The sequence below is a fragment of the Priestia sp. SRI_019 genome (genome assembly GCF_057586255.1).
Genome location: NZ_JBYCZN010000001.1, coordinates 603,278 through 625,135, shown reverse-complemented (window position 1 = coordinate 625,135; position 21,858 = coordinate 603,278). Strand labels below are relative to the sequence as shown.

The window sequence follows — 21,858 nt, the reverse complement described above, 5'->3', positions numbered from 1 at the left end:
ACCGCAGTATAGTTTTCCTTGTATAGTGACCCCCCTTTTGCAGCCTCACGGGACTACCATTTAAAAGGGTATATAATTTATTTTTCGTAAATAGACACATGGTCTTTTTCGTCTACTTCCATTAAATGCACCGCAATTTTTTCACTTTTAGCTGTCGGTACGTTTTTGCCAACATAGTCTGCTCGAATGGGCAGCTCGCGGTGCCCTCTATCCACTAAAACAGCCAGCTGAATGAGTTCAGGTCTGCCGATATCAATCAGTGCATCAAGTGCTGCTCGAACCGTACGGCCCGTATATAACACATCGTCTACTAAGATGACGTTCTTATTTGCAATATCTGTCGGAATATCTGATCCTTTTACGAGAGGCTCATCATTGCTTGTCACTTTCGATAAATCATCTCGGTAAAGCGTGATGTCTAGTTCTCCGACTGGCAATGTATTTCCTTCAATTTGTGCAATTCGTTCTGCTAAACGTTTTGCGATATAAATACCTCGCGTTTTAATCCCCACTAGCACACAATTTTCGATTCCTTTATTCTTTTCAATAATCTCATGTGCAATTCGAGTTAAAGCGCGGCGAATAGCCTGTTCGTCAAGTACGGTAGCTTTTACGTTCACTGTTTTTCACCTCAAGTTGTTGACATAAAAAATCCTCTTGCCTTGAGGCAAGAGGATTTGGTTTTAGACATATTTCTTCAAAAAGGCTATAAGTATGCCTTTTCTTCACCGTTTCCTTCTCAGCCTCTCTGGACTGTTCTTAAAGGTTCTTATTAAGTTAATACAAGTATGCCATCACTTATGGCAGTTGTCAACTTCTTTTTTCAATAAGCTCTAGCATCTCATTAAACTCTTTTGGAGCCGGTGCTTCAAATTCCATATATTCATTTGTACGAGGGTGAATAAAGCCTAATACACCGGCATGAAGCGCTTGTCCGTCAATCGGAAGCGTTTTTTTCGGTCCGTACTTCGGATCCCCGGCAAGCGGAAAGCCAATATACTTCATATGAACGCGAATTTGGTGTGTTCGCCCCGTTTCTAGCTTACATTCGACCAGTGAAAAATCTTTAAAACGCTGTAATACAGTAAAGTGCGTCACTGCATCACGGCTGTTTTCATCAGTCACCGTCATGCTTTGGCGATCTTGCTTATCTCGGCCGATTGGCGCATCAATTGTACCGTGATCGTGCGCAATTACTCCGTGAACGATAGCTTTATAACGACGCGTCACTGTTTTAGCTACAAGCTGACTAACTAGTGATTCATGAGCTAAATCATTTTTTGCGATCATAAGTAAACCGGATGTATCTTTATCAATTCGATGAACGATACCAGGGCGCATAACGCCGTTAATACCGGATAAATCTTTACAGTGAGCCATTAGGCCGTTTACAAGCGTACCGCTATGATGACCAGGAGCTGGATGTACAACCATACCGCGAGGTTTATTTACAACAAGCACATCTTGATCTTCATAATAAATATCTAAATTCATTTCTTCCGCTACCACATCAAGCTCTTCTAGTTCCGGCACTTCAATAATAATAGCGTCTCCTGTTTTACATTTATAGTTTCCTTTAACGGTTTTATCGTTCACTTTTGCGTGACCTTCTTTAATCCATTGCTGCACTTGTGAACGTGACCATTCTGCATTTACAGTCGAAAGTACTTTATCAATACGTTCTCCCGCTTGTTCTTCATTTATAACTGTTTCAATTACATTCATTCTTTGTGCTCCTTCTTCATTTTCCCTTCAAACAGCGTCATAATAAACATGATGATTACTCCGACGACAAGTGCCGAATCAGCTACGTTAAAAATCGGAAAATCATACGTAAAGATGTATGTATTTACGAAATCAACTACTTCTTTACGGACCACTCGATCAATAAAGTTTCCAATGGCGCCGCCTAACATTAATGCTAGCGCAATACCGAACCATTTATCTTGTTTTTTGAGCTTTTGAATATAAATTATTAAACCGACTACCACAACCACCGTAATGAGATAAAAGAACCACATCTGTCCTTGTAAAATCCCCCACGCGGCTCCTCTGTTACGATGAGAGGTAATGTAAAGAAAGTTTTCAATTACGGTGATGCTTTGTCCATAATACATTTCTTTTACAATCATCCATTTTGTTACCTGATCAATAAGTATAACAGCTAAAGCGATAAGATAATAAAACACAAACGTTTTCCTCCCGCAATAAAATCAAACGAATCCATACTAAAGCATTTTAGCACATAATTCATTTTTTTTCTCGCTTCTCACCATAAAACAAATAAATCTTCATTTGTGCGGGCCGTCGGCATTACTTTTAATTTATGAATAGACATCACTTCGCCAGTTAGTTCATCAATTCCGAACGCACCAACGTCCAGCTTTGCTAACGCGTGTTCTACATCTTTTAAATCGGCTTTAATCATTTCTATTACGTAACGTTCCTTTTCATCTATATAACCAGATTGTTCTGTAGCATATCTCAATAGGCGATCTTGTAATTCTTCTTTAATAAGAGCTAATTCCTGTCCAATGGAAAGATAATTTTCATACATGCAAACGCCTCCTGTGCTGATAAGATGAAGTATTAATGATGTTAGGTTTACCGAGTTTTCCATCGAATCTACAACACAAGTTTTTCCTAAGGCTTTAAATGCTTTATACCATTGTATTTGGGAATTTCGTACAGCAAAAAACACGCCCAAAAAGGACGTGTTTTTGTTAATTACTGCTGAACGTAGTGATTTTTTACAACATCCGCACAGCGTGTACATAAAGTCGGGTGATCTTGATCTTCGCCAACTGTTGGTGATACAACCCAGCAGCGCTCACACTTCTCACCTTCTGCTTTACTTACAACAATTGAAGCATAGCTGAATTTTTGTGCTTCAGCAGGCGCTTCACCTTCTGCCACCTCAAGATCTGAAACGATGAAGAGTTGACCTACATTTTCAGAAATAGATGCTAACAGTTCTTTCGTATCTGCTGTTGGATACAGCGTTAATTTTGCTTCTAAAGACTTACCGATTACTTTTTCATTACGAGCCTGTTCTAGCGCTTTTAATACTTCATCACGAAGCTCCATGAATGCATCCCATTTCTCTACTAATTGATCTGCTCCCTCGATTTCTTGAACCTCTGGCATATCAACTAGCTGCACGCTTTCTTCCGTTACATTTGGAATGTGAACCCATACTTCGTCTGCTGTATGAGAAAGAATTGGCGACACTAATTTCGTTAACGATAATAACGTTTCATAAAGGACCGTTTGAATGCTGCGGCGCTCTACATTATTTTCTGCTTCGATGTACAATACATCTTTTGCAAAGTCCAAGTAGAATGAACTCATATCAATCGTACAGAAATTATGCACTGCGTGATAAATGCTTGAGAATTCATATGAATCATAAGATTTTTTCACTTTATCAATTAATTTGTTCAGCTTCACAAGCATGTAGCGGTCTACTTCACGAAGGTCTTCAACAGCTACAGCATCAGTTGTTGGATTAAAGTCCGCTAAGTTTCCTAGTAAGAAACGGAACGTGTTGCGGATTTTACGATATACTTCTGCTACTTGTTTTAAAATGTTATCAGATACACGAACATCAGCTTGGTAATCTACAGAAGCTACCCATAAACGTAAAATATCTGCACCTAGTTGTTTCATTACTTTTTCTGGAATTACAACGTTTCCTAATGACTTACTCATTTTGCGACCTTCACCGTCTAAAGCAAATCCGTGGCTAAGTACCCCTTTATAAGGTGCTTCACCCGTTACAGCTACGCTTGTAGAAAGACTTGAATTAAACCAGCCGCGGTATTGGTCAGAACCTTCTAAATACAAATCAGCCGGACGCTGTAAGTCTTCACGTTCTTCAAGAACAGCTTGATGTGAAGAACCAGAGTCAAACCATACGTCCATGATGTCTGTTTCTTTTGTGAAGCGGCCATTTGGGCTTCCTTCATGAGTAAAGCCTTCCGGAAGCAAGTCTTTTGCTTCACGCTCAAACCATACGTTTGATCCATGTTCTCTAAATAGATTTGATACGTGTTCGATTGTTTCGTCCGTAATGATTGGCTCATCATTTTCAGCATAAAATACTGGAATCGGAACGCCCCATGCACGTTGGCGAGAAATACACCAGTCGCCGCGGTCACGCACCATGTTATAAAGTCGCGTTTCACCCCAAGTAGGCACCCATTTTGTTTTTTCTACTGCTTTTAATAAATCTTCACGGAAATCTTTAATAGACGCAAACCACTGTGCCGTTGCACGGAAAATTGTTGGTTTCTTTGTACGCCAGTCATGTGGGTATGAGTGGGTAATGAAACTTAATTTTAACAGCGCGCCTTCTTCTTCTAGTTTGTCTGTAATCGGTTTATTCGCTTTATCATAAAATAATCCTTCAAATCCTGGTGCTTCATTCGTCATATGACCCTTACTGTCGACTGGACAAAGAACTTCCAATCCGTATTTTTGACCAACGATAAAGTCGTCTTCCCCGTGTCCCGGTGCTGTATGAACACACCCAGTACCAGCATCCGTTGTTACGTGATCGCCAAGAACAACTAATGAATCACGCTTGTAGATTGGATGCTCAGCTACTACACGCTCAAGTTCTGAACCTTTTACCGTACGAACCGTCTTATAGTCAGCCCATTCAATTTCTTTAGCAACTGTTTCAATCAGTTCAGTTGCTACTACATATTTTGCTCCATCTGCTTCAACTACGCTGTACTGAAGCTCAGGATTGACAGCAATCCCTTGGTTAGCTGGCATTGTCCATGGTGTTGTCGTCCAAATGATGAATTTTTCATCTTGTTCAAGCACACCTTTACCATCTTTTACGTTAAACGCTACGTAAATAGAAGCTGAACGCTTATCATAGTACTCAATTTCCGCTTCTGCTAAAGCAGATTCACTTGAAGGGGACCAGTACACAGGTTTTAACCCTTTGTAGATGTAGCCTTTTTTCGCCATGTCACCAAACACTTTGATTTGCTGCGCTTCGTACTGCGGCTGAAGCGTTACATATGGATTATCCCAATCTCCGCGTACGCCTAAACGCTTGAACTGCTCACGCTGGCCGTTTACTTGTTCCCAAGCATACTGTTCGCAAAGCTTACGGAACTCAGCTACCGTCATTTCTTTGCGGTTTACTTTTTTATTTTTTGTTAAAGCTGTTTCAATTGGCAAACCGTGTGTATCCCAGCCTGGTACATAAGGTGCGCAGAAGCCTGACATCGACTTATAGCGAACGATAAAATCTTTTAAAATTTTATTTAATGCATGTCCCATGTGAATATCGCCATTCGCATATGGAGGTCCGTCATGCAAGACAAATAGCGGACGGCCTTCCGTACGTTTTTGTACTTTTTCATAAATATTCATTTCAGCCCACTGTTCTTGCATTTTAGGCTCGCGGTTCGGTAAATTTCCACGCATCGGAAATTCAGTTTTTGGCATCAATAATGTATCTTTATATTCCATGTTTTACCCTCCAAAAAAAAACGTAAATTTCATATCTTTTTGTACCATAACAAAAAGACCTCCTCATCCCAAAAAGGGACGAGAAGGCCTCCCGCGGTACCACCCTAGTAGATTTGCTGCACGCAAATCCTCTTTGCATTCGTAACGTGAATAAACCGCCACTGCTTACTATCATCAGTTCAGCAATGGTACTCTAGGGTGATTTTCACTTTTTTGTTTGTTATCGAGCTCGCACCATCCTCGATTCGCTTTGACAAACTAAAAAAGCTACTGTCCCTGTCTCCGTACTGTTTGATATGAAATTTCATCTGTTACCAAATTATATGACAACAAAACGTGAGAAGTCAAGATGATGTCTTGACTAGTCAATTTTTTCTTCTAGCGCTGGCATCTCATAATCCATCAACTGATCCCAGTCGTCGCTGTTTAACATTTCAAGCTGTGCTTCGATTAACATTTTGAAACGAGTTCTAAATACTTTAGACTGCTTTTTCGTCTCCTCAATGTCCATCGCAATTTTACGAGACTTAGACAGTGCTTCATTAATAATACGGTCCGCATTTTTTTCTGCTTCTTTTATAATGAGCTTCGCTTCTTTTTCAGCGTTTCGCTTCACATCTTCCGCTGCTTCTTGAGCAATTAAAATTGATTTATTTAACGTTTCTTCGATGTTAGTAAAATGTCCAAGACGATCTGTTAATTCAGATACTCTTCCTTCTAACTCCTTTTTATCACGCATGACCAGCTCATAGTCTTTAATTACTTGGTCAAGAAACTCATTTACTTCATCTTCATCATATCCGCGAAATCCGCGATTAAACTCTTTGTTATGAATATCCAAAGGGGTTAAAGGCATCTAGGCCACCTCCGTGTTGTCTCATTACGTCATTAGTAATGGTTTATTCGACATATTTTTAAAATTTCCTGCTAGTAGATTTCTTTATTTCTGCTTTCCTACAACAATTCGCCATTTTTCTTTTTTGGTTTTGCCTTCAAGTGAAACGATACGACTTCTGCCGTGACCACGAAGTGACAAAATATCACCTTCATGACATTCAAAAGAAGGCTGTTCAACGACTTTAAAATTCACTTTTACCGCTCCATTTGCAATAAAAGGCTGGACTTTTTGTCTTGATAAATTGTGAATGGTCGACAGCAAAACATCAAGCCTCATTGAAGAAACTGTATAAATGTGTTCAATCAGCTCTTCTTTTACCACATGCAGCTGCTCTCTTTGAATAGAAGAAAGTGAAACTTTGGCTTTTCCAATTGATGTTAAATTCATCTCAATATAAGAAGAAATTTCCTCTGCAGCTACAAGCTGAATATCGTCTCCTGCGACCAAAATATCTCCAAATTTTGAACGGCGCAGTCCTAAGGACATCGCCGAACCAAGAACTTGAGGATGTTCAATTGTCACAAACTTTTTAGGATAATTGAGCTCGTACATACGCAACTGAAAATCTTCGCTTTGAGGTACATAGTAATCCGGATATAGCAGCGCACGCTTGCGTTCAGCAAACGGTTGTCCACCATCAAATGAAACTTGAACCTCTCCTTCAGTCCCGACAATAGCCGTCACAATCTGCTGCTCTCTTGGATCTAAAAAGTCCGTTAATTTTGGGCTGTATTGATGTAGGACATCTTCTTTCCACTGAAGAACCTGGTCAATAAATCCATGTTCTTCTTGCCTAAAATGTTCATAAATAGACATATTATTACTCCTACTATTGGTATGTAAAAAAGGAATCCAGCGATTCCTTTTTAAATAAATCCAACCATACTGTGAAGTGAACGTACCCCTGCTTGCGCAAATCGTAGTAAAAAGATTGCAACAAGAGGTGAAATATCAATCATGCCAATAGGCGGAATGATTTTACGAAAAGGCTCTAAGTAAGGCTCACAAATACTGCCAAGCAGCTGACCAAACTTAGATGCCCTTACATCGGGTACCCAAGACATCAAAATGTAAATAATCAGTGCCCATGAGTAAAGCCCAATTAATTGCCCAAGAATCCCAAAAACGATGTCCAAAAACTACCACCTCTTTACGTTTGTTGTATCGTGTTCTCCCATCATATCTGAAATGCTTCCGCTTACGTCTACATTATCAGGTGTACATAAAAAGATGTCGGTTCCAATTTTTTGAATGTCCCCGCCTAAAGCATAAACTGTACCACTTAAAAAGTCGACAATTCTCACTGCTTGATCTCGTTGAATGCGCTGTAAATTAACAACTACGACTTTACGATTTTTTAAATGATCCGTAATTTCTTGTGCTTCGGCATAGACGCGAGGTTCGCAAAGCATCATTTTTGATGATTTTTGAACGCTTTGCAAGCTAATCACATTTTGCTGCTGATTCAGCTGCTGACTAGCTTTCGCTGCTGGTCTCGATTGCTGTACAGGCTCTTCTACCGACTCTTCTTGTTCGTAATGTTCTTCTACATATTCAGTATCGTCATCAAGAGCAAAAAAACTTCTAAAGCGATTTTTCATACTCATCTTGAATTACACCTCCTTAACGTTCATTCCCAACTAACGTGGTTCCTAGTCGAATGAATGTCGCTCCTTCTTCAATTGCAATTGCATAATCGTTTGACATTCCCATTGATAGCTCTGTACACGGTGCATATGGCAAGTTTAGTTCTTGTATACGACTCTGCAATTTTTTTAGACCTTGAAAACAGCTGCGAAGCGTAGACTCGTCATCTGTGTGAGGAGCCATGGTCATTAATCCGACCACTTGAATATTTGCAAATTCTTCAAGTGATTGAATAAATGGAATTACGTCTTCTACAGCAAGGCCATGCTTGGATTGTTCTTCGGCAACATTAACTTGTACAAAACATTTTATACGATGTCCTGCACGTTTATCAATTTCTTTTGCTAAAGATAATCGGTCTAGTGAATGAATATAGTCAACTTTATCAATCATATTTTTTACTTTTCTTGTTTGTAAGCTTCCGATAAAATGCCAGGTCGCTTTCTTACCGATTGATTCATACTTTTCTAGAAGACCTTCATCCCTGTTTTCTCCGAGATGTAAAATGCCTGCATCCACTGCTTCTGCTGCTCGTTTCGTGGAAACGTATTTTGTTACAGCAATCAGCTCTACATCTTTTTGATTTCGATTAACTTTTTTACACGCTTCAGCAATTGTTTGTTGAACTGCTTCTAGATTTTCACTTACGCTAGCTGTCACTATGTAATTACTCCTCCTTAAAGCCTATGAAGTTAAACATGCGTCCTGTTTTCCCTTGGTCGCGGCGATGTGAGAAGAACAGGTCATCTTCACAGCTTGTACAATACGACGATGTTAAAATTCGTTCCGGCAATACGCCTGCGTTTTGAATCAGCAGCTTATTGACTTTTTTTAAATTAAGCGCGTATTGTCCAGGGCTTACTTCTTGATATCCATTTTGGCCAACTGCTTCGTTTACTTGCGTAATGACACGGTTATCGACAACATAACAGCAATCTTCAATCGAAGGTCCAATCGCCACGTAAATATCTTCAATCGGAACATTTTCTTGCTCTACCCAACGTCGAATCATATTTCCTGCAATATCTTTCACTGTTCCCTTCCAACCGGCATGAGCTAGACCAACTAAATGGTGATCAGGCGCATAGAAGTACAGCGGAACACAATCTGCATAACATAAAGCTAACAAAATATCAGATTCATTTGTATAAATGCCATCCGTTGCTTTTATGCCCTCTTCGTACTTGTAGATTCCTTTTGCACAGTCGGCTTTTGTTACTTTTTGAACAGTTGCTTCATGTACTTGTTCAGCACATACAAAGCTTTCAAAAGACATGTCTAGTTCGGCTGCTAAAATTTTTCTATTTGTAATAACATCTTCTACGTTATCGTTTACGTGAAGCCCTAGGTTAAAAGAAGCAAATGGAGGTTTACTCACACCACCATTTTTTGTGGTGAAACCAGCAACAAGCATATCATTCTTTTCTACCCAAGGGCTCAGCCACATAAACGAGTCGTGATGACTTTTTTTTAATGGCTCAGGATTCATGTATGTGACACATCCCTTGTTTCATTTGTTCTCACATATTGTACCACAGATTGCTAGGTGCTGTTGACAAAAAACTAATTCTCTTCAGGCTGAAATGCGTCTTTATAACGTACTAAAATGACATCAGAACCAATTTTCACAATATTTTTCCACGGAATAACAATTTCATCATCTTTTCCAAAGAAGCCCAATACACGAGAGCCCCCGATAATGACGGCCTGTATTTTTCCCGTTGTTAAGTCAATATCAATATCCCCTACATTTCCAAGTTTTTTGCCATCAGCTACATTCACTACATCCTTCAGCTGGAATTCTGAAATCTTTAACATGCTCTCTCCCCCTATAGCCAACTTTATTCCTTAGCCTATATATATTTTCAAATTTTCATTTCATGAAGGAAAAGCTTATTTTTTCTCTGCCATTCTCGTTCTATAGGCATTTTCTTCACTAATTACACAGCTTTTCATCAAGAGACATTCTCAACGAGTAGCTAAAAGTCCTCACAGTAATAGGAAATCTGATATGAATATCTTTTGGTCATGTATTATACATTGACACATACAAAATAAGCACCGCGTCTTTTTTTATAGACACGATGCTTATTAAGTTGAACATCAAATAAAGTGAATGGTATTAATTGTATGAACGCCAGCAGCTGCCAGTTTAAATAGCTTTTGTTAACTTTGAATATTTTTATTCATCTGTTTAATAGCAGCTTTTTCTAAACGAGAAACCTGCGCTTGAGAAATACCAATTTCTTCAGCCACTTCCATCTGCGTTTTACCTTGAAAGAAGCGCTTTCGTAAAATTAGTTTTTCTCGCTCGTTCAATCTTCTCATACCTTCTTGCAAAGCAATTTCTTCAATCCAAGTTGAATCACGGTTGCGTTCATCACTTAGCTGATCCATGACATAGATTGGGTCTCCACCATCATTGTAAATAGGTTCAAATAGAGAAACCGGATCTTGGATAGCATCTAAAGCAAACACAATTTCTTCATGGGGCACTTCTAGGACTTTTGAAATTTCCTCAGCTGTAGGTTCCTTAGATGTTTCACTCATAAGCCTTTCACGAACTTGAAGAGCTTTATAAGCAATATCACGAAGGGAACGAGAAACACGGATTGGATTATTGTCACGTAAATAGCGGCGAATTTCCCCTATAATCATTGGGACAGCATATGTAGAAAACTTCACGTTTTGACTTAAATCAAAATTGTCAATGGATTTCATTAATCCAATACACCCAACCTGAAATAAGTCATCAACAAATTCTCCACGATTGTTAAAACGTTGAATCACGCTGAGTACGAGACGTAAATTTCCGCTTACTAGCTTTTCTCTTGCTGTTCCATCCCCAGCCTGCATTTGTTTAAACAACTTTCGCATTTCTTCATTTTTTAACACGGGAAGTTTCGAAGTATCTACTCCACAAATTTCTACTTTATTTCTTGTCAACTCTTTCCCTCCTAACAGGAGATGATGTTCTGAATTCAGTATCTCCTCCGAAGGAAAAAATATGCACTTTTACAATTCTGACAATTCTACACTAAAAAAGCTGATGGTATAAGATGCTTATCAGCCCTTATACCATCAGCTTTTTTACTTAAACCATTTTATTAAATTCTTTTCGCAGCCGTTTAATAATTCGTTTTTCAAGCCTTGAAATATAAGACTGAGAAATGCCTAGCATATCAGCTACATCTTTTTGTGTTTTTTCTTCTCCGCCGGCTAGCCCAAAGCGAAGCTCCATAATTTGCTTTTCACGATCATTTAATTGGTGCAGTGCTTTCAACAAAAGTTTTCGATCTACATTGGCTTCCAGGTCTTTTGTGATGATATCTTCTTCGGTTCCCATCACGTCAGATAATAACAGTTCGTTTCCATCCCAATCAATATTTAACGGCTCATCAAATGAAACTTCAGATCGAATTTTATTGTTGCGGCGCAAATACATTAAAATTTCATTTTCAATACAGCGAGAGGCGTACGTCGCTAGCTTAATTTTCTTTTCAGGATTAAACGTGTTTACTGCTTTAATTAAACCGATGGTGCCGATGCTAATTAAATCCTCAATATTGATTCCCGTATTTTCAAACTTGCGGGCAATATAAACAACCAGTCGCAAATTACGCTCAATCAATAGTGAACGGGCTGCTTCATCTCCTGATGGGAGTTTTTTTAAGAGAACTTCTTCTTCATCTTTTGTTAAAGGTGGTGGAAGAGCTTCACTTCCTCCTATATAATACACTTCATCTGTTTTTAGCTTAAGTTTAATTAATAATTTGTACCACCATAATTGAAATCGAATTCGATATGTAGCCATTCTGTATCCTCCTTTATTTGTTCACACCTTTTACGATGCGGAACTTACTTCGCCAATAACAATGAGCTTCGGATGAACAATACATTCATATTGCTTCTCCACTGAAAGCGTTGTATGACTAATACCTACTAATACTTTAGTGACTTCAATCGTATTGGACTGATGCACCAGCCTTACCATATCTGGCTTTAGAGCAAGCAGCAGCTGATTGGCTTGGCCCACGCTTCGATAAGGGACAAAGCGGACTTTTGAATACCACTCTTGATCAATATCTTCGCTGTGTGAAAAGGATTGGACATTTTTGCTTAATTCCATTAAGCCTTCAGGCAATATTTCTTTTAAAGAATCTGCTGTAACAATCATAACCGGGGTTTTCGTCAGTGGATCTACAAGCTGGTTTCCACTATCAATAAGTCCTTTCATCGACAGCGTCTGTTCGTTTAAAATAACTTCCACATCTACCAGCTGATCAAATGTAATGTTTTTCATTCGCAAATCATCAACTCGTGCTTTTGAAAAATAAGATAATAGCGGAAAACCGATAAGAACAAATATCCAGCTAATAGGATCACCAAACTGTGGAGATTTTGTATCAACCATTTGATTAAGAACAAGAAACTGATCTTGAAATAAAAAGTGAACGCCCATTAACCCTCCACCAACAACAAAGGTTGCAAAATAAAACGTTAATAAATTCTCAAAGAAAAAGCGCAGTCGTTTGTAACCAAACGTCATCAATACCATAAAAAAAGAGAATAAAATTTTAATAGCAGGATGAACCATGAGATGAGAAAAAGGCGTAAACATAAGAAGGACAATTAATGAACCGATAAAGCCGCCAAGCAAAAGCCGCCACCACTTGTAATTCCGTTTAAGTACAACTGCACATAACATTAGTAAAATCGTATCTAACCCAAAATTCAGCATCCATATTAAATCTAAATAGATTGGCAATGTTTATAACCTCTCCATTCTTTCTGAATTTTTCTGTTAAAAATTAGTATATAGTACATCCTATTAGAAAGTCTGTCAGTTCATGCCGAGAAACAAGCAGTATTTTTGAGGAAATCATTCGATATTTGTCACACCACTTTTAGAAAGAAAACATAAACCCTTTGAAGGCATCATATTGACCATGTCGAATGTTTTTTATATTCTTTTTGATTTTTCTAGATTCATTGCATAAAAAAAGACCTCTGTATAAAACAGAGGTCTTGGCTTTTTATTTTCTTAGCGTCTACGATTACGGTTTCGTAAGAATGTTGGAATATCTAGCGCATCTTCAGACTGTGGCTGAGATGGACGCGTATATTCTTGCTGTACAGGTTCTTCACGCTTTACTTCACGCTTCGGCTGGGGAGCCGGCTGCTGTGTCGATTGCTGCATGCGATTCGCGGATAACGAAGGACGACCTGGTTTTGGCTGTGATAAATCTTGGTCACTAAAGCCAGTTGCAATAACTGTAACAACAATCTCGTCTTTTAGGTTTTCGTTAATAACAGATCCAAAGATCATGTTCACTTCTTGGTCAGAAGCCGAAGCAACGATATCTGCAGCTTCTTGTACTTCGTAAAGACTTAGGTTTGTACCGCCTGTGATGTTCATTAATACACCTTGAGCTCCATCGATAGATGTTTCAAGAAGTGGACTTGAAATAGCTTTTTTAGCCGCTTCAGCAGCACGGTTTTCACCAGTCGCAATACCGATACCCATAAGGGCAGATCCTTTGTTAGACATAATTGTTTTCACGTCAGCGAAGTCTAAGTTAATTAATCCAGGAACTGCGATTAAATCTGAAATACCTTGCACACCTTGTCGCAATACGTTATCCGCTTCACGGAACGCTTCTAGCATTGGCGTGTTTTTATCAACGATTTCTAATAAGCGATCGTTCGGGATAACAATCAGCGTATCCACTGCTTCTTTCATTGACGCAATACCGCCTGCTGCTTGAGTAGAACGCTTACGGCCTTCAAACGTAAACGGACGAGTAACAACACCTACCGTTAGTGCTCCTAGCTCACGAGCAATTTGGGCAATGACTGGAGCTGCACCAGTTCCAGTTCCTCCACCCATACCAGCTGTTACGAAAACCATGTCTGCACCTTTTAGTGCTTCTTGGATTTGTTCCTTACTTTCTTCAGCTGCTTTTTTACCAACTTCTGGATTAGCACCTGCACCTAATCCTCTTGTTAATTTAGCGCCGATTTGCATTTTTGTTTCAGCTTTTGATAAATTTAATGCTTGTGCATCTGTATTAACTGCAATGAATTCTACACCTTGGACGCCATGTTCAATCATTCGGTTAACCGCGTTGTTACCGCCGCCTCCGACACCGATTACTTTAATCGTCGCTAATTGGTCTACACTTGTATCAAACTCCAACATGATAGTTCCTCCTAATTCTTCGAAATTACCAATCCGTAACGTTAATCAAAGAAGTATCCAAAAAACTTCTTCATTAAATTTTGGTCATTTTTCTTTTTCGGCTGCTCAGCTGATTGTTGCGGCTGCTGTGGTTTCGGGCTAGGTTTGATCATTTCTTGCTCAATCGGCTCTTCTTCCACAACTGGCGCTCCAATTTCCCGGCCTTGTATTTTAGCATTTTTGTATGCAAATTTTATTAATCCTACGCCTGTTGTATAATGCGGCTCACGTACTCCAATATAATCAGGCACTGCTATGCGCACGTTATTCTTTAAAATTACTTGAGCTAGCTCAAGGATACCAGGCATCGCTACTACTCCGCCTGTTAAAACAAATCCTCCTGGAATATCTTTGTATCCTAGGCGATTTACCTCCTGCGTAATCATATCTAAAATCTCTTCTAATCTAGCTTCAATAATATCAGAGATTTCAAGCTGATTAAACTGCTGATGCTGATCGCTTCCAATGATCGGTACACTAAATACTTCTTCTTCAGAAGCATGATCGTAGAAAGCATGTCCATGCTTTATCTTAATATTTTCCGCATCTTCAGTCGATGTGCGAAGGCCAATCGATAAATCCTTGGTAATGTGCTCTCCGCCAACAGCTAGTACATTTGTTACTTTCAAATGTCCTTGGTCAAAGATCGCAACGGTTGTTGAACCTCCACCGATATCTACCAGTGCGACACCTAAGTTTTTTTCATCACGAGATAATGCAATTGAACCAGCGGCTAGAGGCTGTAAACAAATATCACTGATTTCTAAACCAGCTCTTTCTACACAGCGTAATAAGTTATGTAAAACCGTTCTAGATCCCGTTATGATTGTGCCTTCCATTTCTAAACGTACCCCAATCATACCTCTAGGATCATTAATACCTTCTAAGCCATCTACAATAAATTGCTTTGGAATAACATCAATGATTTCACGATCTGGTGGGATAGACATGACTTGAGCAGCATCAATTACTCGATGAATATCTTCGTTTGTAATTTCACGATTCTCGCTTGACACGGCTACTACTCCGTGACAATCCTGTAAAAATACATGATTTCCGCTTATGCCCACTACAACCTTTTTAATTGTAATGCCTACCATTCGTTCAGCTTGTTCTACTGCTTTTCTAATAGATTGAACTGTTGCATCTATATCAACGATAGAACCTTTTTTTAGTCCGTGTGATTTAACATTCCCTACACCAATGATATTCAATGAATCGTTACTCATCTCTCCGATGATTACTTTCACACTGGATGTACCGATGTCTAAACTAACGTATATTTCATTGCTGTTCATTCTTTGGCACCTCCTTTTTCTTTCTGCACATGTCATCTTAATAAATTAAGAAGAACAACAATATTAATTTTTTATTATATGAAAATATTCAACAAATACATCTGTTTCCCTTTTGTAAAATCAATTTTTTTCAAGTTTTTCACAGACTTTATCTCTTTCAAAGAACAAAACGTTCTGGTTTTGACTTTTTTTTAGATTTAAGCCTAAAATCCACTGAAAAAAAGCTATTTAACTACAAGTCTACACTAAGATGTACACTGAGAAAAGCGAAACTTACCTAGAACAAATATTACATTTCCATTTCACAGCAACGGAGAAGAAAATCATATGTATGCAGAATACTTGCATGTGATTATACAATGTACGAGGGCTAGTTTGCCAGTCTCAGCTCATCTATTTCCTTTAATTAACACTTATAAAAAATAATTACTGCTTGCTCTTTTTATAAGGTTTAAATGCATATCCTTCTTCTAAATCAATAATACCTTTTTGATCATCACTCAATTTACTTGCAATAGCTGGGTAATGAACAATTTTATCAGAGAAGTTGCTAATTTTCCCGCTTACTTCACGCGTATCGTTCATAAACACCTCGATGTGAAGAGGTTCTGACTTTGTCGGCGCGTAGTAAATCTCAGAAATAGCCCCTTTTATGCTCTTAGGCGTTTTAGCTAATTCTTGAACCATGCTTTGTATAGCGTCTCCGTCTTTCCAGTCAATTAGCAGCGGAGCGTCGGATGACACTTTCTTAGCACTTACTTCTTTTAAAACTTTTCCATTTTCATTCACAGGGAAATATTTATTCCCCGAGGTTACATATGCAATTCTTGCGTACTCTTTTACGTCGATTACGACCTTATTAGGAAATGTTTTGTGAATGACAGCTTCCTTTACCTCAGGGTTTTTTTCGACTTTTTCTTGAATTCGATCAGCATCAGCTTTCCAGTAGCTGGTTTTTTTGGACAGACCACTCGCTTTGACAATATCCTTATCACTTACATGTTTATTCCCTTGTACTTCAATGTTAGAAACATTACTCAAAGAAGATTGAGAATATACAATAAATAAAATAAGGATGAAAAAGAGTGATAAATACAAAATAAGCCGTCTATTTGCTTTTTGCTTTCGCTGTTCTTGCAGCTTCGGTACCCGATCTTCTAAAACAATTAACTTACCTTTTTCCATTTTTTTCACCCTTATCCATTTGAGAAAATAAACGAAGAATTACCATCTATTTATTTCCAATCTTTGCTTCATGAGAATATCCCCATTATAGCATAGAATAAACACATAAAAGCTACCTTTTCACGCATAACCATACAGCGACAGGCTGAGTAATTAGCGGCCGATAATCTCAACTTCTGTATGAATATCAATATCGAATTTCTCTTTAATTGTTTTCTTAACATGAGCAATTAAATTCAGCACGTCTGAAGCCGTTGCATCTCCTGTATTGACAATGAAGTTCGCATGCTGCTCACTAATTTGCGCACCGCCTACTGAGAAACCTTTTAAGTTGGACTTTTCGATTAAGTCTCCTGCATAATTTGGAAGCGGATTTCTAAAAATACTTCCCGCACAAGGGAAATTCCAAGGCTGTGTTTCGCGGCGATAGTCTTTATTTTTCTGCATGACCGCCACAATATCATCTTTCGTTCCCTTTTTCAAACGCAGCACGGCTTCTACACATACTCCAGGACGGTCTTTTTGTAGAATTGAATGACGATACGAGAATTGAAGCTCTTCATTTGTCAGCCACTCAAGAGTGCCATCTTCAAATAAAATCAGCGCTTTCTCGACTACATGAGACATATCAGAACCATGGGCACCTGCATTCATATAAACAGCGCCTCCCACAGATCCAGGAATTCCACTTGAAAACTCCAGTCCAGACAGACCTTGTTTTGTAATAACTGTTGCAAGCTTGATGCTAGGGTATCCCCCACCTACAGTAACCGTCTCTCCATCTACTGTTAAATCATCTAATCCGGCTCCGAGCTTAATGACCACGCCTTCAATTCCCTTATCAGAAACAAGAAGATTAGATCCTCGACCAATCGCTCTCCATTTCACGCCGTGTTTTTTAATAATATCCATCGTAACTTTTAAGTGATCAACAGAATCAGGTTCTACAAGCACATCTGCTGGACCACCAATTTTCATTGTTGTATGTTTTGCTAGCGGTTCATTTTCACGAACCTTTCCAATATTCGCTTCGACTAACTCTTTTACTAACGCTTCCATAAGAACCTCCTAAAACCCTCTTTGCTGTTATAAAACTTTCATGTCAATGCGCCCTTACTTCTAATGCATAAGAATAATAAGAACAGATTCATAACTAAGCAGCAGCACCTTGTAAGATACATTTTTTCTACGAAGGCACTCTATTCTGTTGTCAATTTCATCATTTTTATTTATCGTATGACATTCACCCATAGAATGTACGTTCATCTGCTATATAAAGTAATTTTGATTGTTTTTTTATCGTTTTTCATTTAGAAGTTAAACACATGCTGACAGTCATAAAAAAACGCTACGCTCATAAGTGCACATACGTTCACCTACTCACTAAGATAAAACATTTAACCTTACACATCATACCATAGTTGGACTCAAAATTGGTTATCACAACATTACATTTTAAAAACATTTCATACAAAAATATCATCTACCTGTAAAAAATCGAAAATAAACCGCCAACAAAATCCGGCGTGCACTTGGATTTAAGATGACGGTTTACTTCAGTAGACCATTGCCTACTTGACATTATACAATTTTTTTCAATTAATAGCGAGAATATCTACTAACATTTAACAAAACTCCAACTGCTGCCAGCATGAGCGTCAGCGATGATCCGCCGTAGCTTAAAAATGGAAGCGTAATTCCCGTAACAGGCATAAGACCTGTTACCACGCCTATATTAATCATGACTTGAATCGCAACCATTGAAATAATTCCTAAGGCTAAAAACGTTCCGTAAAGATCAGGTGCTCCGAGCGCTACTTTAATTCCTCTCCAAAGCAATAAGCTAAACAAAAGTAGAACGAGTGTTCCACCGATGAAACCGAGCTCTTCTGCCAGAATAGCAAAAATAAAATCAGTTTGAGGCTCCGGCAAATAAAAGAACTTTTGTCTACTTTGCCCTAACCCTAATCCAAGCAATCCCCCCGGTCCAATTGCATAAAGAGATTGAATGATTTGAAACCCGCTTCCAAGCGGATCTTCCCAAGGATTTAAAAATGAGGTGATGCGTTTAATCCGATAAGGAGCCGATAAAACAAGTCCTGCAAAACCGGCAACGCCAAGCAACCCAAGACCTGCAAAGTGACTTACTTTTGCTCCTGAAACAAAAATCATGACTAAACAAGTTCCAACAAGCACCGTTCCAGTTCCTAAATCCGGCTGCATCATAATAATGCCAAACGGTAAGAAAACCAATAATAATGCAGGTAACATTCCTTTTCTAAAGGATGTAATTTTCTTCTGGTTTTCTGATAAATATTTCGCTAAAAATATAATCATAGCAAACTTCATAAATTCTGAAGGCTGAATCGAAAACGCTCCAACACCTATCCAACTTTGCGACCCATTTCGTACTAGCCCTACTCCCGGAATCAATACAAGTACCAGCATAACAAAGCAAATGATTACAATTGGCTTTGCCCACGTACGCCACATCCAATAATCAATATTCATGATGACAAACATCGCGCATACTCCAAGCCCTGCAAATAAGAGCTGGCGTTTAGCAAAGAAAAAAGAATCATTAAACTTGTATGTAGCCCATACCGCACTTGCGCTGTATACCATAATAAGGCCGATGGTTAGCAAGGAAAGCGTAACGATTATGAGAAAAAAATCTGGGGTAGACCTTTTTGTCGACACTGTCACACACCTCTAAAAATAGATTAGGGCTAGTGTATTTTCTAGGTGTTTAGACAAGCCCTTATTTCAGTTTATGCACAGATTCAATAAAGATGTCACCACGTTCTTCAAAAGTTTTAAATTGATCCCAGCTTGCACAAGCAGGAGATAATAAAATAACATCTTCTTCATCTGAACAAGCATATGCTTCTGAAACTGCTTGTTTAACATTATCGACACGTTTTACAATTTGTATTCCCGCTTCTTTTGCTACGCGTTCAATTTTAGGAGCCGTTTCACCAAACGTAATAACAGCTTTCACATTTTTAAACTCTTCTTTTAAATCATCAAACTCATTGCCGCGATCGAGTCCACCTGCAAGTAAAATCGTCGGCTGCGAAAAAGCGGAAAGAGCTACTTTTGTAGCAAGCATATTCGTAGCTTTAGAGTCATTATAAAACTTACGTTTGTTGATTGTCGTGACATATTGAACGCGGTGTTTAACACCAGCAAACGTTGTGAGCACGCGGTAAATAGCTTCATTTGAACAGCCGTACAGCTTCACAACGGATACAGCTGCTAAAATGTTTTCTTGATTATGTTTGCCTGGCAGCACTACATCTTTTAAGGACATCACTTCTTCATCTTTAAAGAAAATGGTTTCGTTTTTAATATACGCTCCTTCTGTCGTTTGAGCTGTAACAGAAAAAGGTACTTTTGTCGCTTTAACATCTGCACTAGCTTTCATCACTAGCTCATCATCCGCATTAATAACGGCAAAGTCTTCACTTGTTTGATTGTTAAAGAGATTTGCTTTCGCTTTGATATATTCCTCTTTGGTACCATGATAGTCTAAGTGAGCATCAAACAAATTCAATAATAAAGAGATTTTCGGACGGAATTTTTCAATTCCCATCAGCTGAAAAGAAGAAAGCTCCGTTACAATTACATTGTCCTTTGTTGCTTTTTGCGCCACTTCACAAGCTACTGTTCCAATATTTCCAGCAATCAACGGCTGCTTTTGATCTTCTTCTAACATTTTATAAATTAGCGTTGTTGTTGTTGTTTTCCCATTGCTTCCCGTAATTCCGATAAAAGGCGCTTCGCTAATTTCATAAGCCAATTCTACTTCTGTTAAAATCGGAATATTTCGCTTTAATGCTTCTTGCAATAGAACATTTGAATACGGAATCCCAGGGTTTTTTACAATAACATCCGCTTTGTCTAAAAGCTCAAGCGGATGATGTCCACAGACAACTTCAATGCCCGTTTTTTCTAATTCCTGTGCTGCTACGTTCTCTTCGTACGGTTTTTGATCATTAACGACTACTTTAGCACCAAGCTGTTTAACTAACTGAGCGGCTGCTAAACCGCTCTTGGCTAATCCTAAAATAAGTACTTGTTTACCTTGATACGTATTGACTGATTTCATTTAAATCCACACCTCGATATAAATTCCAAGCATTGCAAATAATAGTCCTACAGCCCAAAAAGTCATAACTACGCGCCATTCCGACCAGCCGCTTAGCTCGTAATGGTGATGAAGCGGGCTCATTTTAAACACACGTTTTCCTGTTGTTTTGAAAGATGCGACTTGAATAATAACAGATAGTGTTTCAATAACAAACACACCACCGATAATAACAAGCAAGAATTCCATTTTCATTAAGACAGCCACCGTAGCGATAGCTCCTCCTAGCGCTAAAGAACCCGTATCTCCCATAAATACTTTTGCAGGATGGGCATTAAACACTAAAAATCCTAACACAGCTCCTACTACAGCAACTGAGAAAATAGATAGTTCAAACTGCTCTGCATTCCAGGCAAGAACTGCAAATGCACCAAAAGCAATCGCACTTGTACCAGATACAAGTCCGTCTAATCCATCCGTTAAGTTAACCGCATTTGAAAAACCAACAAGCCAGATGATAAGGAAAACAACATAAAACCAACCTAAATCGATTGGGTCTTTAATTCCTGGAATCGTCACTTCAGTTGAAAACTCAAACTGTCTTGCAATAAAGTAAAAAATAATTGAAATGACAACCTGACCTAAAAACTTTTGTTTGGATGTTAATCCAAGGTTACGCTTTAACACTACTTTTATAAAATCATCTAGAAATCCTAATAAACCAAATCCGATTGTGACAAATAATAATAGAAACGTCTTATATGTAAGTTCTGCATACTGATTGACCATAATAAGAGTTGCCACAATAATAGATAATAAAATCATGATACCGCCCATTGTAGGTGTACCTGATTTTTTCTGGTGAGATTTCGGGCCTTCATCACGAATACTTTGACCAAACTTTAATCTTCTTAAGAAGGGAATAAAAATCGGCGACAATACAACCGTAATCAAAAAGGCTACGCCGATTGTCAATAAAATTGATTGTTCTAGCACGATGTTCCCT

Annotated in this window: 22 protein-coding genes and 1 other annotated feature; all 22 genes read right to left on the bottom strand. The window is 38.6% G+C overall.

From position 1 onward, the window contains the following. Positions 1-77: 77 nt before the first annotated feature. Positions 78-620: a bifunctional pyr operon transcriptional regulator/uracil phosphoribosyltransferase PyrR gene (gene pyrR / locus AC2YJL_RS03255; RefSeq protein ID WP_013058940.1), complete on the bottom strand. Its 543-nt coding sequence runs from the start codon at positions 618-620 to the stop codon at positions 78-80. A gap of 190 nt (positions 621-810) precedes the next feature. Then, positions 811-1,725 carry an RluA family pseudouridine synthase gene (locus AC2YJL_RS03250; protein WP_028410773.1) on the bottom strand — a complete coding sequence of 305 codons (915 nt, stop codon included), beginning with the start codon at positions 1,723-1,725 and terminating at the stop codon, positions 811-813. Next, positions 1,722-2,189: a signal peptidase II gene (gene lspA, locus AC2YJL_RS03245; RefSeq protein ID WP_013084844.1), complete on the bottom strand. Its 468-nt coding sequence runs from the start codon at positions 2,187-2,189 to the stop codon at positions 1,722-1,724. Before lspA ends, AC2YJL_RS03250 begins: the two co-directional genes overlap by 4 nt. Positions 2,190-2,269: 80 nt before the next feature. Then, a complete protein-coding gene (locus AC2YJL_RS03240; protein WP_013084845.1) occupies positions 2,270-2,557 on the bottom strand; it encodes a conjugal transfer protein TraR in 288 nt (95 codons plus the stop codon). 170 nt (positions 2,558-2,727) lie between these two features. Beyond that, positions 2,728-5,493 carry an isoleucine--tRNA ligase gene (gene ileS, locus AC2YJL_RS03235; RefSeq protein ID WP_028410772.1) on the bottom strand — a complete coding sequence of 922 codons (2,766 nt, stop codon included), beginning with the start codon at positions 5,491-5,493 and terminating at the stop codon, positions 2,728-2,730. A 71-nt stretch (positions 5,494-5,564) separates the two neighbouring features. Further along, positions 5,565-5,785: a binding site (T-box leader), on the bottom strand. A 69-nt stretch (positions 5,786-5,854) separates the two neighbouring features. After that, positions 5,855-6,349 carry a DivIVA domain-containing protein gene (locus AC2YJL_RS03230; protein WP_013058945.1) on the bottom strand — a complete coding sequence of 165 codons (495 nt, stop codon included), beginning with the start codon at positions 6,347-6,349 and terminating at the stop codon, positions 5,855-5,857. Positions 6,350-6,433: 84 nt separating this feature from the next. After that, positions 6,434-7,207, bottom strand: a complete 774-nt coding sequence (locus AC2YJL_RS03225; protein ID WP_251568775.1) for a YlmH family RNA-binding protein — start codon at positions 7,205-7,207, stop codon at positions 6,434-6,436. A 50-nt stretch (positions 7,208-7,257) separates the two neighbouring features. Then, positions 7,258-7,527 (bottom strand): YggT family protein, encoded by a 270-nt coding sequence (locus AC2YJL_RS03220; RefSeq protein ID WP_014458382.1) that lies wholly within the window; start codon positions 7,525-7,527, stop codon positions 7,258-7,260. 3 nt (positions 7,528-7,530) lie between these two features. Next, positions 7,531-7,998, bottom strand: coding sequence for a cell division protein SepF (locus AC2YJL_RS03215; protein WP_195695964.1), 468 nt, complete (start codon positions 7,996-7,998; stop codon positions 7,531-7,533). A 16-nt stretch (positions 7,999-8,014) separates the two neighbouring features. Continuing rightward, positions 8,015-8,698, bottom strand: a complete 684-nt coding sequence (locus AC2YJL_RS03210) for a YggS family pyridoxal phosphate-dependent enzyme (protein WP_195695963.1) — start codon at positions 8,696-8,698, stop codon at positions 8,015-8,017. A gap of 7 nt (positions 8,699-8,705) precedes the next feature. Then, a complete protein-coding gene (pgeF, locus tag AC2YJL_RS03205; protein WP_195695962.1) occupies positions 8,706-9,527 on the bottom strand; it encodes a peptidoglycan editing factor PgeF in 822 nt (273 codons plus the stop codon). 74 nt (positions 9,528-9,601) lie between these two features. Beyond that, positions 9,602-9,856, bottom strand: coding sequence for a YlmC/YmxH family sporulation protein (locus AC2YJL_RS03200; protein WP_013058951.1), 255 nt, complete (start codon positions 9,854-9,856; stop codon positions 9,602-9,604). A gap of 348 nt (positions 9,857-10,204) precedes the next feature. Beyond that, on the bottom strand, positions 10,205-10,984 hold the full coding sequence (gene sigG / locus AC2YJL_RS03195) for an RNA polymerase sporulation sigma factor SigG (RefSeq protein ID WP_013058952.1): 780 nt from the start codon (positions 10,982-10,984) through the stop codon (positions 10,205-10,207). Positions 10,985-11,132: 148 nt separating this feature from the next. Further along, positions 11,133-11,852 carry an RNA polymerase sporulation sigma factor SigE gene (gene sigE, locus AC2YJL_RS03190; protein WP_013058953.1) on the bottom strand — a complete coding sequence of 240 codons (720 nt, stop codon included), beginning with the start codon at positions 11,850-11,852 and terminating at the stop codon, positions 11,133-11,135. A gap of 30 nt (positions 11,853-11,882) precedes the next feature. After that, positions 11,883-12,806: a sigma-E processing peptidase SpoIIGA gene (gene spoIIGA / locus AC2YJL_RS03185; protein WP_013084851.1), complete on the bottom strand. Its 924-nt coding sequence runs from the start codon at positions 12,804-12,806 to the stop codon at positions 11,883-11,885. Positions 12,807-13,082: 276 nt separating this feature from the next. Continuing rightward, positions 13,083-14,240, bottom strand: a complete 1,158-nt coding sequence (gene ftsZ, locus AC2YJL_RS03180; RefSeq protein ID WP_013058955.1) for a cell division protein FtsZ — start codon at positions 14,238-14,240, stop codon at positions 13,083-13,085. Between the two features lie 41 nt (positions 14,241-14,281). Beyond that, positions 14,282-15,577, bottom strand: coding sequence for a cell division protein FtsA (ftsA, locus tag AC2YJL_RS03175; RefSeq protein ID WP_013058956.1), 1,296 nt, complete (start codon positions 15,575-15,577; stop codon positions 14,282-14,284). Between the two features lie 426 nt (positions 15,578-16,003). Further along, on the bottom strand, positions 16,004-16,762 hold the full coding sequence (locus AC2YJL_RS03170) for a cell division protein FtsQ/DivIB (protein ID WP_050689676.1): 759 nt from the start codon (positions 16,760-16,762) through the stop codon (positions 16,004-16,006). Between the two features lie 153 nt (positions 16,763-16,915). After that, positions 16,916-17,821 (bottom strand): UDP-N-acetylmuramate dehydrogenase, encoded by a 906-nt coding sequence (gene murB, locus AC2YJL_RS03165; protein ID WP_013058958.1) that lies wholly within the window; start codon positions 17,819-17,821, stop codon positions 16,916-16,918. A gap of 540 nt (positions 17,822-18,361) precedes the next feature. Beyond that, complete coding sequence (gene spoVE / locus AC2YJL_RS03160; protein ID WP_050689678.1) at positions 18,362-19,462, bottom strand: stage V sporulation protein E; 1,101 nt, start codon at positions 19,460-19,462, stop codon at positions 18,362-18,364. A 61-nt stretch (positions 19,463-19,523) separates the two neighbouring features. Further along, positions 19,524-20,873, bottom strand: coding sequence for a UDP-N-acetylmuramoyl-L-alanine--D-glutamate ligase (gene murD, locus AC2YJL_RS03155; protein WP_013058960.1), 1,350 nt, complete (start codon positions 20,871-20,873; stop codon positions 19,524-19,526). Beyond that, positions 20,874-21,848 (bottom strand): phospho-N-acetylmuramoyl-pentapeptide-transferase, encoded by a 975-nt coding sequence (mraY, locus tag AC2YJL_RS03150; RefSeq protein ID WP_013058961.1) that lies wholly within the window; start codon positions 21,846-21,848, stop codon positions 20,874-20,876. It abuts the gene before it with no gap. Between the last annotated feature and the right edge of the window lie 10 nt (positions 21,849-21,858).